Source organism: Sinorhizobium sp. FG01 (assembly GCF_002531875.1).
GTDB classification, from domain to species: domain Bacteria; phylum Pseudomonadota; class Alphaproteobacteria; order Rhizobiales; family Rhizobiaceae; genus Sinorhizobium; species Sinorhizobium fredii_C.
The window spans coordinates 1-14,487 of sequence record NZ_NWTB01000004.1 but is presented as its reverse complement, the minus strand read 5'-3'; the positions used below and the strand labels follow the sequence as shown (position 1 = coordinate 14,487).

Genomic DNA, 14,487 nt, shown 5'->3' with positions numbered 1-14,487 from the left:
GGCCTCACTCTGGATCGCGTCAGATGCACTTGAAATAATCGAAGGGTTCTAGGCAGTCGGAGCAGCGATAGCTCGCCTTGCACGGAGTCGACCCGAACTGGCTGACCTTTTCGGTCCGTGAGGATCCGCAGCGGGGACAGCCGACCGTCAGACTCGGGCGACCGGAGAGACGGTCGATCCGCTTGAGCAGCGTTCCGTCCGCGGCCGTACCGTCGACCGGCGGCGCGATCCCATAGGTCTTGAGCTTGTCGCGGCCCTCGGCGCTGATCCAGTCGGTGGTCCAGGCCGGCGAGAGCCGGCGTTCGAGCCTGACGCGTTTGAGCCCCTTTTCATGGAGCGCCCGTTCGATATCCAGGTTGATCACCGTCGTGGCGGGACAGCCCGAATAGGTCGGCGTCACCGTCACCACCACCGTGCCGCCGTCCCAGGCGACATCACGAACGATGCCGAGATCCGTAACCGAAATGACCGGAATCTCCGGGTCGGGCACTTGCGCAAGCCAGTCCCAGACATCCTTGATCGACGGAAGCGTCGCGGTTGCCATCAAAGCCTCCTACCAGGTGGCGCCCGGATAGGCGCGCTGCAGGAACTGCAGCTCGGCGAGCACGTAGCCGAGATGCTCTGTATGAATGCCGCGCTTGCCGCCCCTGTGCATATAGCCGTCGGCGGGCTTCTTCAGCGTCGCCTCTGAGAGCGCTTCCGCAACCAGCGCATCCCATTCCGCCTTGAGGCTTGCGGGCTCGGGCGCCACACCGGCGGCGACAAGGGCCGCGTCGGAGGCTTCGTTCACGAACATCTCGCCGGTATAGGGCCAGAGATCATCAAGCGCTCCCTGCATGCGGGCATGGCTTTCCGCCGTTCCGTCACCGAGCCGGATGACGAGGTCGCGGCTGCGCTGGAGATGGTAGGCCACCTCCTTGGACGCCTTCTCGGCGATCGCGGCAACGCGCGCATCGGAAGAGCCTAACAGCGCCCTCAGACAGAGGTAGTGCCACGCGTCGAAAAGGAACTGGCGCATCAGCGTCTTGCCGAAATCGCCGTTCGGACGTTCTGTAAGCAACAGATTACGGAAATCGCGCGCGTCCCGGAGATAGGCGAGATCGTCGGCGCTGCGGCCCTCGCCTTCGACCTCGCTCGCGAGACCCAGCCACAACTGCGTCTGGCCGATAAAGTCGAGCGCCGTGTTAGCGAGCGCGATGTCTTCCTCGAGCGCCGGGCCGTGGCCGCACCATTCCGAAAGGCGATGGCCGAGGACAAGGGTGCTGTCGCCCATGCGCAGCAGGAACTCGAAAAGTGCGGCGCGGTCGACGGCCGTGTCCGTCACGGTTGCTCTACCCATCACATGTGCCCCACTTCGTCGGGAATGTCGAAGAAGGTCGGATGGCGGTAGACCTTCGAATTCGAAGGCTCGAAAAGCGGCCCCTTTTCAGAGGGCGCGCTGGCGACGATGTCGCTCGAACGCACCACCCAGATGCTGACGCCCTCATTGCGGCGCGTGTAGACGTCGCGGGCGTTGTTGATTGCCATTTCCGCGTCCGGCGCATGCAGGCTGCCCACGTGTCGGTGGTTCAGCCCGTGCTGGCCGCGGATGAAAACCTCCCAGAGGGGCCATTCGCTGGACATGCTGCTCTCTCCCTATCTCTACTCGGCAGCGATCGACTTGGCGCGTCGAGCCGCGACCTTCTCCGCATGCGCCGTCAGGCCGTCGCGGAACCAGGTGCCATCCTCCCAGGCCTTCCTGCGCGCCCCGAGGCGTTCAGCATTGCAGGGGCCGTTGCCGGCGATCACCTCGAAGAACTCGCTCCAGTCCGGCTCGCCGAAATCGTAGCCGCCCTTTTCGTCGTTCCACTTGAGGTCCGGATCTGGAACGGTGAGTCCTAGATACTCGGCCTGGGGCACCGTCTGATCGACGAACTTTTGACGGAGCTCATCATTCGAGTTCTGCTTGATCTTCCAGGCCATCGACTGGGCCGAGTGGACGGAGGCATCGTCGGAGGGGCCGAACATCATCAGCGACGGCCACCACCAGCGGTCCAGCGCATCCTGAACCATCGCTTTTTGGGCCCGCGTGCCCTTCACCATCTTCGCCAGAATGTCGAAGCCTTGGCGCTGATGGAAGCTTTCCTCCTTGCAGATCCTCACCATGGCGCGCGCATAGGGCCCGTAGGAACAGCGCTGCAGCGGCACCTGGTTCATGATCGCCGCGCCGTCGACCAGCCAGCCGATGGCACCGATGTCCGCCCAGGAGAGCGTCGGATAGTTGAAGATCGAGGAATATTTTGCCTTGCCGCTGTGCAACTGGTCATACATCTGATCGCGGCTGATCCCCAGCGTCTCGGCGGCGCAGTAGAGATACAGGCCGTGGCCGGCCTCATCCTGGACCTTGGCAAGCAGTATCGCCTTGCGCTCCAGCGTCGGCGCACGGGTGATCCAGTTGCCTTCCGGCAACTGACCGACGATTTCGGAATGGGCGTGCTGGCTGATCTGGCGGATGAGCGTCTTACGGTAGCCTTCCGGCATCCATTCCTTCGGCTCGATCTTTTGGCCCGCATCGATGCGCTGCTGGAAGGCGCGCTCTTGCGCATCCATCTCGCCGAGACCCTTGACGCGGGCAGCGTCGGTTTTCACCATTTGCGCATACATGGTCCTACTCCTCCGTCAGAGAATGATGGCAAAGGCCTGGCCGACGCCGATGCACATCCTGCACAGCGCACGCGCGACCGCCCTGGCGGTGAAGCTGATGGGTGGCGGTCGTCACCAGCCGTGCGCCGCTTATGCTGAGCGGACGAACCCGCACTTTGTGCCGCGGTCCCGCGCGCTTCGTTGCGTTCGGCGACTGCATCCTGATCGTCGTAGCTGACGCCGAAGTCCTCGCCCATATTGTCGGCCGTCTCCGGCAGGGAATCAACACAGAAGGCCGCCCGGAGCTTCGGGCCCGCGAAGCGTCGGCTGGTGCTGGGGTCCATAAAGGACGCAGGCTGAAAGCCTCAGGCATGTGACTCCTCCCACTGGATCGGTAATTTTCATTAACCGACCGATCGGTCAGATATATAGCGCAAGTTATGTCACGCCGCAACGGCGATTATGGATTTTTTTGTGACATGTCGGGGGAGCTGGCGGTGGGAGGTGGCGGCCGGTGCGGGGCCATGTCTTCGAGGGGCGCAGGCGGTACTGGAGCGCGACTTGGCTCGCCGGAATGGCGGCGAGCCGCCGGGCGAGCCCCCTACGCTGACCGTAAAGGCAGCCTTCGGCGCGGATTTCGGCCACAGCTTGTACGGTCGCCACGTAGGAGCGCGGTCGCCGGGAGCGGCGCCGAGTGGCGGAAGATCGCTGCGTGGTCGTTGCCCGGACTAAAGAGGTGCGCTGCCAATGGCAGCTTAAGGCCCCGAGCCGACCAGTCCATGTCTCGCTTGCGCCGATTCGACCAAAGAGGAGGGCAAGAGCCTGCGGTTCAGTGCCTTTGGACTATGCATTTCCAAGGATTTACAACGGTTAGCCCTGCCGCTTCAAAGGGGCCGATGTCGCGTGTCGCTATGATGAACCCGTTAGAGGAGGCAATGGCGGCAATATATCCGTCGGGGGTCGGAAACCCCTTGCCGGCCGTTCTGGCTTTCACAGCCAAGGCGGCGTAGTGCCGAGCAGCGCCGGTGTCGAACGGCAATATGCGATCGCCGAACAGGCCGAGCATGCCATCAAGCGTTTCGGTCAGTGCTGCTTTCGCCGACCGTCCGGCAACGCAGCGATGCCGAACAGCATTTCGGCCAGCATTACATTCGACAAATACAGGGTTTCGGCGACCTGCGCGTTCAGCCAGGAACGGACGGCCGGGTTGGGCTCTGGTCTCATCGCCTCGGAAACGACATTCGTATCCAAGACGATCATTCGAACCTTATTGGCTCTGCTGCCTCGTCACGACGCTGGTCGAGTACCGCGAAATCATCATTGGTCAGCCCCTGCCGCCGGCTGAGCTCAGCGAGGATGTCTCCCATGCGGACGCGCTGCTCCGGCTTCACGACACTTTCCAGAATGTCGCGGACTTCCGCCTCCGTGCTGCGGCCGTGTAGCGCAGCCCGCACGCGCAGGGCGCGATGCACTTCATCGGGCACATTCCGAATTGTCAGAATGACCATCGTCGAAACCTCGCGCTCGCCTTTATTGACCGCAATATGATGATCGTGCAGTTACACCGCAAGCCGTTCGCCTTGCCGCCGAGTCACCAATCGCTGTCGAGAAACTCGATAAGCGCAGCATTGAATGTCGAAGCCGACTCGACATTGACCATATGGCGGCCCGGCAATGAGACGTGGCGACCCCAGTGCACACCAACGGCGATGCCCTCCAAATCGGCCGGCGGACACACCGGATCGTCTTCGCCGGAGACGGCAAGCACGGGGTTTGCGATCCGGCCGACTTCCTCCCGCAGATCCGCCCCGGCCAGAGCTGCGCAACAGCCGATATAGCCGTCGACCTTGGTCGCGGCGAACGTGTCACGCATCTCGCGGACGGTGCCGCCTTCAGCGGTTCTGAACTCCGGCGTGAACCAGCGCTCGGCGGTGGCGGCGGCGAGCTCCCCAATGCCGTTTTCCCGCACGGCGGCAATGCGCGCGACCCAGCTTTCCGCGGTGCCGATCTTGGCGGACGTCGCGCACACAACAAGCTTGTCCAGCCGTTCTCCGGCATGAATGGCCAGCCACTGTCCGGTCAGACCGCCGATGGAGAGGCCGCAGAAATGCGCCCGCTCTATCTCAAGCGCATCGAGCAGCGCGATGACGTCGTGACCAAGATCGGACAGTGCATAGGGCGGCGGCGGTGCCGAAGACAGGCCATGACCGCGGCGATCGTAACGCAGCAGGCGATATTGGTGCGAGAGCGCGGCCACCTGCGCAGCCCACATGTGCAGGTCGGTACCGACCGAATTGCAGAACATGAGCCAAGGCTTGCCGGAAGCGGCCGTATCGCCGTCGATACGGTAATGAAGGCGGTGACTTTCGAGATCTAGATAGGGCACGGCTCGAGGGCTTCGGTTTTTTTGAAGAGGCTTACGGGCGATTCGGACGAACACTCATCCTATGACGTAGTGTCGACCGTGCTCGCCGCGAGAAAGGCGCCGACGGCCGGGTTACGATCGGCCGTCGGCAGAAGCGTAATGAGCGGCTCGGGCCACCGCTCATCGTACCACCGCCCTACGCGGCAGCGAGTTGGACGGTGCCGGCGCGGCGGGCGTTGCTGACCGCGAAGACCAGCATGGCGAGCGCCGAGACCGCCGCGGGGATGGCGAAAATCAGGAAGTTCTGCTGGAGCGGAAGTTGCTGCGCGAGGAGCACGCCGCCGAGCGTCGGGCCGACGATGGCGCCGATGCGGCCCACGCCCGAGGCCCAACCCAACCCGGTCGACCGGACGGAGAGATTGTAGAGCTGCGCGACGCTGGCATAGAGCAGGATCTGCGTGCCGATCGTCGTGGCGCCGGCAATAAAGACCATCAGGAACAGCAGTCCCGCCGGCAGGTTGAAGCCGATCAGCGCGATCGAGGCAGTCGCTGCAACGAAGAAGGCGACCACCACTTTCGGCAGGCCGAAGCGGTCGCCGAGCCAGCCGCCGGCGATCGCGCCCGCCATGCCGCCGAAGTTGAGCGAGAAGAGGCTGAGCAGGCTCGCCTTTTCGGCATAGCCGGCTTCCTGGAGAACTTTCGGCAGCCAGGACGAGAGCAGATAGACGAGCAACAGGCAGCAGAAAAAGGCGACCCACAGCATCAGCGTGCGCAGCGTCCGCTGGTGCCGGAACAGTTCGGCGACCGACGCAGACGCGCCCTTGGCTTCGGAGAAGACCAGCCTGTCTTCACTGACGAGGCGCGCGGACGGGACGATCTTCGCATAGATTTGTCTAGTCTTTTCCTGCTCGCCCTGGCGAATGAGGAAGCCGAGCGATTCCGGCAGCTTCCACAGGATGACCGGCAACAGCACCAGCGGCAGCGCGGCGACGAAGAACATCGGCTTCCAGCCGAATTGCGGGATGAGACCGATGCCGAGGCCCGCCGCGACCATGCCGCCGACCGAATAGCCGGAGAACATCAGCGCCACCATGGTGCCGCGCAGGCGCTTCGGCGCATATTCGTTCATCAGCGCCACGGCATTCGGCATCAGCCCGCCGCAGCCGAGCCCGGCGAAGAAGCGGAAGACCTTGAACTGTTCCGGCGAACCTGCAAAGCCGGTGAGAAGGGTCGAGACGGTGAACAGCAGAAAGCTGATCGCGATGCCCTTCTTCCGGCCGATCCTGTCGGCCAGCGGCCCGAAGAACAGGGCGCCGAACATCATGCCGAACAGCGCCCAGGCCTGCAGCGCGCCGGCCTGGGGTTTGCTCAGACCCCATTCGTCCATCAGCGTCGGCAGGACGGTGCCGGCGACGAAGACGTCGTAGCCGTCGACGATCAGCAGCAGGGCGCAGAGCCCCACCACCAGCCACTGGAATCCCCCGAACGGATTGTTGTCTATTGCTTCATTCACATCGATAGTGCGCATCATCGCTCCTCCCCGAGTTGCTACGCAGTCAGTCTTGAAATGTCAGCCGGTATCGCCCCCGGCCACGGGCAGCACGCTGCCGGTGATGTAGGACGCCTCGTCCGAGGCCAGGAACAGGATCGGCGCCACCTGTTCCTCGATGGTCCCGTAGCGCTTCACGAAGCTGGATTGCTTCACCTGGTGAACGACCTCGGCCATCCAGCCCTTCTCCGCCTCCGTGTCGCCGCCGGCATTGCGCGGAACGCGCCGCGGCGGCGCTTCCGTGCCGCCCGGGGCGGTAGCGACCACGCGGATGTTGCGCTCCGCCAACTCCATCGCCAGCGACTGGGTGATTGCATTCACCCCGCCCTTGGCCGCCGAATAGGGCACCCGATGGATGCCGCGCGTCGCATTCGACGACACATTGACGATGGTGCCGCCGCCGCGCGCGACGAGATGCGGCAGCACGGCGTGGCAGCAGTAGAGCGTCGGCATCAGCGAGCGGCGGATCTCGGCATCGATCTGCTGCGGCTCGAATTCACCGTAGGGGCGCATGCGGATCGCCCCGCCGACATTGTTGATGAGGATGTCGATGCCGCCGAAGCGTTCTTCGGCGAAGCGCATCGCGGCAGCCGCACCTTCATAGGTTTCTAGGTCGGTCCTGAAAGCCGCGGCTTCAGCGTCGCGGGCCTCGGTCGCCACATCGGCGACGAAATCGGCACGATCGACGAAGACGACCCGTCCGCCCTCCTCCGCGGCGCGGATCGCCACGGCGCGGCCAATGCCCTGCGCCGCGCCGGTCACCACCAGCACCTTGCCGGCAAAACGATCCGCGAAGCGCACCCTGCTCACGCAGCCTCCTTCACGACCGCATTGGGCGTGAACTTCTCATAGTGAAAACTGTTCGGCTTAACGCCGCTGTCGTCGAAATGCCTGCGAACAGCATCGACCATCGGCGGCGGGCCGCAGAGATAGACGTCGACGTCGCCGCCGTGCAGCACCTCGGTGGGCATATGCTGTGTCACCCAGCCCTTGCGCGGGTGGCCGGAGGAATCCTCGGCCACCACCGTCGCGAAGCTGAAGTTGGGCAGGCGCGCCGCATAGGCTTCGATTTCGTCGACGAGAACCAAATCGAGATCGCGCGTCACGCCATAGATTAGGTGGATCTTCTGCCCAGAACTCTCGCGGGCGAGCACTTCCAGCATCGACAGGAACGGCGCGAGCCCCGTGCCGCCGGCCAGGAACAAGAGTGGCCTCTGGACGTGGCGGAGATAAAAGCTCCCCACCGGTCCTGTCAGCTCCAGCTTCGCGCCGACTTCGGCGCGCTCCAGCCAGTTGCTCATCAGGCCGCCGGGTATCTTCTTGATGAGGAAGCCGATGCGGCCTTCGCAGGGCGCTGTGCTGAACGAATAGGAGCGGCTCTGACCGCTGCCCGGCACCTCGATATTGACATACTGGCCAGGCAGGAAGGCAGGCGCGGCCTCCGCCTCAAGCTCCAGCACGGTCGCCGCGTCGTTGTGCAGGCTGACGCGCGCCACTGTGGCCGAGAATCTCTGCTGCCCGGTCTTGCAGGCCACGGATGTCGTCGGCACCGCGATCACGCAATCCGAAGCCGGCTTCATCTGGCAGGTCAGCACAAGCCCGCTTTTGGCCTCCTCCGCCGTCAGCGCATCGTCGATGAAATCGTTGCCTAGGTCGTAGCTGCCGCTCTCGGCGCGACACTTGCAGGTGCCGCACACGCCGTCGGAACAGTCCATCGGCAGGTTGATCTTGTTGCGGAAGGCCGCATCGAGAACCTTCTCGCCGTCCTTGCACTCGATGAAGCGGGTCACCCCGTCCTCGAAGTTCAACGCAATTCTGTAGCAGGCCATAGAACCCTCCTCATCAATTCCTGTGCCGGCCGGCAACGCCCGTCAGATGTGATAGACGTCGATGACCTGGCGGATGTAGTCGTTCTTCAGCACGATCTTCTTGTTGGAGATCAGCAGCTCGTCGTCGCTCTTGCGCAGCGTCACGAACATCGTGCCGAAGAACTGGTCGGTGACCTTGTAACGATGATTCAACGTGTGGAAGTTGTAGCGCACGTCGACTTCATCACCGCGGACTTCCAAGACTTCGACATTGGTCACGCTGTGGCTGGTGCGCGGCTCCGGCGTGGAGGCGCCGGAGCGCTCGGTCTTGATGCGGAACACCCGGTCTTCCAGACCGTCGCGGTTCGGGTAGTAGATCAGCGAGATCTGCGACTGCGGGTCATCGGTGATCTGATCGTCGTCGTCCCAGGCCGGCATCCAGTAGGTCACGTCTGGCGCATAGCAGGTCAGCCATTCGTCCCACTCGCGATCGTCCAGCAGACGGGCTTCCCGGTAAAGAAACGCGCAGATGGCTTCGTAGAAAATGCTCATGCGACGACTCCGCTCTTCTCGGCCGTCAGCGCCTCGCGCATCACCTTGGCCCAATATTCGTGCTGGCGCACGAACAGGCCCTCGTCTTCGCTGCGCTCGCCGGACAGGAGCGGCTCGATGCCCATTCGCTTCGCGTTCTCATCAGGACCGTCGATCCAGAGCGGTGCGCCCCGCGACAGGTCGTTCCAGAGCGCGGCGGTGCCGGCATAGCCGGCCTGGCAGGCGCGGAATTCTTCCAGATCGTCGGCCGTGCCCATTCCGGACACGTTGAAGAAGTCCTCGTATTGCCGGATGCGCAGCGCTCGGTCCGCAGCGCTTTCTCCTTTCGGCGCGAAGCAGAAGATGCTGATCTCGGTCTTGTCGACGCTGATCGGCCGGGTCACGCGAATTTGCGTCGAGAACTGATCCATCAGGAAGACATTGGGGTAGATGCAGAGATTGCGCGTCTGGTTGACGATGAAATCCGCCTTCACCTCGCCGACGCGTGCCCTGATCTCGTCGCGTTGGTCGTAGACCGGACGCACTTCCGGGTTCATCGTGTTCGTCCACAAGAGGATATGGCCGTTCTCGAAACCGTAGACGCCGGCGACGGATCGGCTCCAACTGTTGGCATCGACCGCCTTCGTGCCCTCCTCCTTGCGCCGGCCCATGGTGGCGGCGTAGTTCCAGTGGACCGAGCTGACGTGATAGCCGTCGCAGCCGTTCTCCATCTGCAGCTTCCAATTGCCGTCATAGATGTAGGACGAGTTGCCTCGCAGCACTTCGAGCCCGTTCGAAGCCTGGTCGACGATCTGGTCGATGATGACCTTCGTCTCGCCGAGGAACGCCTCGAGCGACGCGACGTCCTCCTTCAGGCTGCCGAATAGGAAGCCGCGATAGCTTTCGAAGCGGGGCAGGCGCTTCAGGTCGTGCGAGCCGTCCTTGGCGAACTGCTCCGGATATTGGGTGGACTTCTCGTCCTTGACCTTGAGCAGCTTGCCCGTGTTGGAAAAGGTCCAGCCGTGGAAGGGACAGGTGAAGCTGCCCTTGTTGCCGTGCTTGCGCCGGCAAAGCATTGCCCCGCGATGCGCGCAGGCATTGATGATCGCATTGAGTTCGCCGTTCTTGTCGCGGGTGACGACCACCGGCTGACGGCCCATATAGGTCGTGTAGTAGTCGTTGTTTTCCGGGATCTGGCTCTCATGTGCCAAGTACACCCAGTTGCTCTCGAAGATGTGCTTCATCTCCAGCTCGAACAGGTCTTCATTGGTGAAGATGTCGCGGCGGCAACGGAAAATGCCGGCCTCCTTGTCGTCCTGCACGGCGGTGGCGAGCAGATGATCGAGATCCCGGGCTTTGTCGATGATCGCAGACATGACCTATCTCCCGCAAAGGGCGCGCTGTCCTTGGCACAGCCTTTGCAACAATGTCGGTGGTGACGTTGGTTACTCACGTGGCGGCCGTTCGGCCGCCGAGCCTCATGCGGCCGCGCGCTTGCGCTGCTCGTTTATCTGATTGTCGACACCGTTCACCAGGGCCGTCAGGTGAATGTCGAACTTGATCTCCGCAAACGGGCCGTTCAAGCCGTTCGCCCTGATGCTGACCTCGTCGGTCCTTTCGACAACGGATGGCACAAGCCCCTCACGGGTCGCATAGGCGAAATCGTCGTTGACCAGCGGATCGCCTTCGATGTTGATTTGGGTCGTCAGCTTGCGATGACCGTCGGCGCTGATGAAGAAGTGGATATGTGCCGGGCGCTGGCCGTGTCGGCCGAGCGCGGAAAGAAGCTGCTCCGTCGGGCTGCCGGGCGGCACGCCGTAACCGTGCGGCACGATGCTCTGGAACTTGTAGCGGCCGCTTTCGTCGGTGACGATGGTGCGGCGCATGTTGAACGGCGCCTGCTTTCCCGTCGGATCGAAGTGCGAGTAGAAGCCGCGGGTGTCACAGTGCCAGACTTCGACGGTCGCGCCCGGCAGCGGCTTGCCGTCGGCATCATGGACGGTGCCGTGCACGATGAGCGTGTGACCGTCGGCATCGGTGCCGTCGTCCAGTCGCGCAAAGCCTTCCGAAACCGGCGCGCCGGCGACATAGAGCGGCCCCTCGATCGTGCGCGGGGTGGGATTGTCGATCCCGAGCGCCTCGTCGATGGCGTCGAGACGCTCGTCGAGGAAGTGGTCGAGGCCGAGACCGGGCGAGATCAGGCCGGCCTGGCCGGCCGCGCCGATCTCGTTGAGCCAGGCGATGCCGGTCCAGTATTCGTCGGGGGTGATGTCGAGATCGTCGATGGCCTTGAACAGGTCCGACATGATCCGATGAACGATCTCTTTGACGCGCGGATTGCCGCCTTCCTTGTCGAGACCGCTGAGGGTCTTGAGAAAGTCCCGAATGTCAGGCCTGTCGAAAATCTTCACGTTCATGTTCGTTCCTCCACTTGGATTGTCTTGAACTGCAGCGGCTCCATCCCCCCGGGAGTGCCGCCGACGAAGGGTCTAGGTATCGTCCTCGCGGATCGACGAAGGGTGCCGACAGAGCGGCACGACCTTGACGTCCATGAAGGGAAAGAGCGGCAAGGTGGCCAGGACCTCGTGCAGTTCTCCCGGCCCGCTCACATCGAAAATGCTCACATTCGCGTAGCGGCCGGCCACGCGCCACAGGTGGCGCCATTTGCCGGAACGCTGCAGTTCCTGTGCCCGCTCGCGTTCCGTGGCCTTGAGCTCCGCAGCGACGCCCGAGGGCAGATCGTGCGGCAGACTGACGGTCATCTCGACATGAAACAGCATGATCTCACCCCACCACGCGCAGGGTCGAAGCGTGCTTGCCGTCCCTGCGGAAACGATCGACGGCTTCCATTGAAAGAGCCACGCCGAGCCCGGGACCTTTCGGCAATTGCAGTTGGAAGTTCTCGAAGCGAAGCGGCTCTTCCAGGATCTCCTCGGTCAGAAGCAGGGGACCGAAGAACTCGGTGCCCCATTCCAGCTCCTTGACGCTTGCCATCAACTGAGAGGCAGCGATCGTGCCGATCGGCCCCTCCAGCATGGTGCCGCCATAGATGCTGATGCCTGCGGCTTCCGCGATCGCGATCACCCGGGCGGCGGCAAACAATCCTCCCGCCTGCTCGATCTTGATCGAGAACACGTCGGCAGCCCTTGCAGTCGCCGCCTCCAGCGCACTTTCTGGCCCGACCAGAACCTCGTCCGCCATGATGGCGATCGGTGAAGTCCGCCGCAGGCGGGCGAGCGATCCGATCCCCTCTACCGGCTGCTCGACCAGCACGCAGCCGGCGTCGGCCAGAGCCGCGATCGCGTTGCGCGCCTCCCGCTCGCGCCACGCCATGTTCACGTCGACGCGGATGGAGGCCATGTCCGGCAGCGCCTTGCGGATAGCGGCCACGTGATGGATGTCTTCCTCGATCGACTTGACGCCGATCTTCAGCTTGAAATCCCTGTGGCGCCGCCGGTCGAGCATGGCTTGCGCCTCGTCGATGTCCCGGGCGGTGTCTCCGGAGGCCAGCGTCCAGGCGATGGGCAGGCTGTCGCGCCGCCGCCCGCCGAGCAGTTCCGACATCGGCAGACCGAGGCGGCGTGCGTGGCAATCGAGCAGGGCCGCCTCCACCGCGCATTTGGCGAAGTGATTGCCCTTGACCGCCTTGACGACGACGTCCATGGCAGCCTGGATGCGCGACGCATCGCGGCCGATGAGCAGCGGCGCGATATATTCGTCGATCGTCAGCTTCATGCCTTCCGGGCTTTCCGGCCCATAGGCGAGACCGCCGATCGTCGTCCCCTCCCCGAACCCCTCGAAACCGTCGGAGCAGCGAACGCGGACGATGGTCATGCTCTGCCGGTTCATCGTCACCATCGACAGGCGATGCGGCCGGATGGTGGGCAGATCGAGTATAATGGTTTCGATCGCGCTGATGCGGATTTCGGTAGACACCCGGCTTTCCTCCCTTGATCGCAAGGAAATTAGCGCCCACTGTAAAATCAGTCCAAAACTATATAAGTTGGATTTGATACCTGAAAGGTATAGCTATGGAGCTGAGGCAGCTGCGCTATTTTCTTGCCGTCGCGCGCGAGCGGAACTTCTCGCGTGCGGCGGGAATCCTGCATATCGCGCAGCCGCCTCTCAGTCGGCAGATCCAGCAATTGGAAGACGAACTCGGCGTTCTGCTGATCGACCGGTCGAGCCGGCCGCTCGATCTGACCGAGGCCGGTCGCTTCTTCTACGAGCAGGCCGGACAGATCATTGCCCGGACCGAGCATATGCGCGAGCAGACGCGCAAGATCGGCCTGTCGAAACGCGAGCGTTACGTCATCGGCTGCGTCGGCTCGACCCTTTATGGCGGCATGCCGGACCTGGTCCGCCGCATGCGCCGGCGCTGGCCGGATCTCGACATCGAAATCCGGGAAATGATGTCGACCGAGCAGGTCACGGCCCTCAAGGAGAGGCGGATCGATCTCGGCTTCGGCCGGGTTCGCTTCAACGACAGGGAGGTCGAGAGGCTGACGCTGCGGGAGGAACGACTGGTCGTCGCCTTTCCGAAGGGGCATCCGAAATCGGTATCGACCGAGCCGATCGCGCTCGCCGAACTGGAGGGGGAACCGCTCATCGTCTATCCCTCGGCTCCGCGCCCGAGCTTTGCCGACGAGGTCCTCAACATGTTGTCCGAACAGGGCATTTCGCCTGGCAGCGTGGAAGAGGTTCGCGAAATTCAGACCGCATTGGGCATTGTGGCGGCCGGAATGAGCCTGTGCGTCATTCCCGCGGCGTCGCAGCGGCAAAGGCCCGACGACGTGTGCTATCGCACCATAAAGGACGAGAACGCCACCTCGCCGATCATCATGAGCTTCAGGCGCGACGACGCGAAAGGCCGGGTCGAAGAGATCAAGCAGCTCATTCGCGAAATGTACGCCGACAACCCGCCCTGGCTGCAGCTCTCCAACGTGCAACTCGACGGTGCATGAGGCTTCCGCGGCGGCGGGGACCTATGTGAGGCTCCGACTCCAGCAAGGCAGCGCCGGAGCGGCCGGAAGGCCGCCGCCGCCGGCTCCCATGACTTCGAATGCGGCCGCCTACCTCGCAACGGAACCGGGGCCGTGGTCTTTCAGTCCTACAAAAGCGAATGCCCGCCTGAGTGAGGCGGGCATTCGGCATCGAAGCGCCGGCGTCACGCCTCAGTGATTGATGGCCTTGACGATTTCCTCGGTGACCTTCTTGGCGTCGCCCAAGAGCATCATCGTGCCGTCCTTGTAGAACAGCGTATTGTCGATGCCGGCATAGCCGGAGCCGAGCGAGCGCTTGACGAACAGGCAGGTCTTGGCCTTGTCGACGTCGAGTATCGGCATGCCGTAGATCGGCGAGGTCTGGTCGTCGCGCGCCGCCGGATTGGTGACGTCGTTGGCGCCGATGACATAGGCGACGTCGGCCTGGGCGAATTCCGAATTGATGTCCTCGAGCTCGAACACCTCGTCATAGGGGACGTTGGCCTCGGCGAGAAGCACGTTCATGTGGCCGGGCATGCGGCCGGCGACCGGGTGGATGGCGTATTTGACCTCGACGCCGGCCGCCTTCAGCTGGTCGCCCATCTCGCGCAGCGCATGCTGGGCCTGGGC

General features: G+C 63.4%; 16 protein-coding genes and 1 pseudogene. 1 reads left to right on the top strand and 16 read right to left on the bottom strand.

Annotation, left to right across the window (positions count from 1 at the left end):
• Positions 1-19 precede the first annotated feature (19 nt).
• From paaD to CO656_RS05435, 15 genes and pseudogenes are all read right to left on the bottom strand, one after another.
• The gene (paaD, locus tag CO656_RS05505) at positions 20-544 is read right to left on the bottom strand and encodes a 1,2-phenylacetyl-CoA epoxidase subunit PaaD (RefSeq protein WP_037414438.1); all 525 of its coding nucleotides are present in this window, start codon (positions 542-544) and stop codon (positions 20-22) included.
• A gap of 9 nt (positions 545-553) precedes the next feature.
• Positions 554-1,339 (bottom strand): 1,2-phenylacetyl-CoA epoxidase subunit PaaC, encoded by a 786-nt coding sequence (gene paaC / locus CO656_RS05500; protein WP_097525090.1) that lies wholly within the window; start codon positions 1,337-1,339, stop codon positions 554-556.
• Positions 1,339-1,623 (bottom strand): 1,2-phenylacetyl-CoA epoxidase subunit PaaB, encoded by a 285-nt coding sequence (gene paaB / locus CO656_RS05495; RefSeq protein WP_026614670.1) that lies wholly within the window; start codon positions 1,621-1,623, stop codon positions 1,339-1,341. The genes paaC and paaB overlap by 1 nt, the downstream gene beginning before the upstream one ends.
• An 18-nt stretch (positions 1,624-1,641) precedes the next feature.
• Complete coding sequence (paaA, locus tag CO656_RS05490) at positions 1,642-2,643, bottom strand: 1,2-phenylacetyl-CoA epoxidase subunit PaaA (RefSeq protein ID WP_037414433.1); 1,002 nt, start codon at positions 2,641-2,643, stop codon at positions 1,642-1,644.
• 808 nt (positions 2,644-3,451) lie between these two features.
• Positions 3,452-3,882, bottom strand: a pseudogene (locus CO656_RS05485) (type II toxin-antitoxin system VapC family toxin).
• Complete coding sequence (locus CO656_RS05480; RefSeq protein ID WP_097525089.1) at positions 3,879-4,130, bottom strand: plasmid stabilization protein; 252 nt, start codon at positions 4,128-4,130, stop codon at positions 3,879-3,881. The pseudogene CO656_RS05485 and the gene CO656_RS05480 overlap by 4 nt, the downstream one beginning before the upstream one ends.
• A gap of 83 nt (positions 4,131-4,213) precedes the next feature.
• Entirely contained in the window at positions 4,214-5,008 is a 795-nt protein-coding gene (gene pcaD, locus CO656_RS05475; RefSeq protein WP_097525088.1) for a 3-oxoadipate enol-lactonase, read from the bottom strand.
• Positions 5,009-5,183: 175 nt separating this feature from the next.
• Positions 5,184-6,518, bottom strand: a complete 1,335-nt coding sequence (locus CO656_RS05470; RefSeq protein WP_202862280.1) for an MFS transporter — start codon at positions 6,516-6,518, stop codon at positions 5,184-5,186.
• A gap of 39 nt (positions 6,519-6,557) precedes the next feature.
• A complete protein-coding gene (gene benD / locus CO656_RS05465; RefSeq protein ID WP_097525087.1) occupies positions 6,558-7,346 on the bottom strand; it encodes a benzoate diol dehydrogenase BenD in 789 nt (262 codons plus the stop codon).
• Positions 7,343-8,365, bottom strand: coding sequence for a benzoate 1,2-dioxygenase electron transfer component BenC (gene benC / locus CO656_RS05460; RefSeq protein WP_097525086.1), 1,023 nt, complete (start codon positions 8,363-8,365; stop codon positions 7,343-7,345). Before benC ends, benD begins: the two co-directional genes overlap by 4 nt.
• 42 nt (positions 8,366-8,407) lie before the next feature.
• Positions 8,408-8,896, bottom strand: a complete 489-nt coding sequence (gene benB / locus CO656_RS05455) for a benzoate 1,2-dioxygenase small subunit (protein WP_037414425.1) — start codon at positions 8,894-8,896, stop codon at positions 8,408-8,410.
• Positions 8,893-10,251: a Rieske 2Fe-2S domain-containing protein gene (locus tag CO656_RS05450; protein ID WP_097525085.1), complete on the bottom strand. Its 1,359-nt coding sequence runs from the start codon at positions 10,249-10,251 to the stop codon at positions 8,893-8,895. Before CO656_RS05450 ends, benB begins: the two co-directional genes overlap by 4 nt.
• Before the next feature lie 102 nt (positions 10,252-10,353).
• Positions 10,354-11,292, bottom strand: a complete 939-nt coding sequence (gene catA, locus CO656_RS05445; protein ID WP_037414421.1) for a catechol 1,2-dioxygenase — start codon at positions 11,290-11,292, stop codon at positions 10,354-10,356.
• 72 nt (positions 11,293-11,364) lie between these two features.
• Positions 11,365-11,655 (bottom strand): muconolactone Delta-isomerase, encoded by a 291-nt coding sequence (gene catC, locus CO656_RS05440; RefSeq protein WP_037414419.1) that lies wholly within the window; start codon positions 11,653-11,655, stop codon positions 11,365-11,367.
• A 4-nt stretch (positions 11,656-11,659) separates the two neighbouring features.
• Entirely contained in the window at positions 11,660-12,811 is a 1,152-nt protein-coding gene (locus CO656_RS05435) for a muconate/chloromuconate family cycloisomerase (RefSeq protein ID WP_097525084.1), read from the bottom strand.
• Positions 12,812-12,906: 95 nt separating this feature from the next.
• Here CO656_RS05435 and CO656_RS05430 point away from each other — a divergent pair, with 95 nt between their 5' ends.
• A complete protein-coding gene (locus CO656_RS05430; protein WP_037414415.1) occupies positions 12,907-13,839 on the top strand; it encodes a LysR family transcriptional regulator in 933 nt (310 codons plus the stop codon).
• Positions 13,840-14,049: 210 nt separating this feature from the next.
• On the opposite strand, the gene CO656_RS05425 is transcribed toward CO656_RS05430, so the two are convergent.
• On the bottom strand, positions 14,050-14,487 hold a 438-nt coding region (locus CO656_RS05425), incomplete at its 5' end, for an NAD(P)(+) transhydrogenase (Re/Si-specific) subunit beta (protein WP_143557029.1).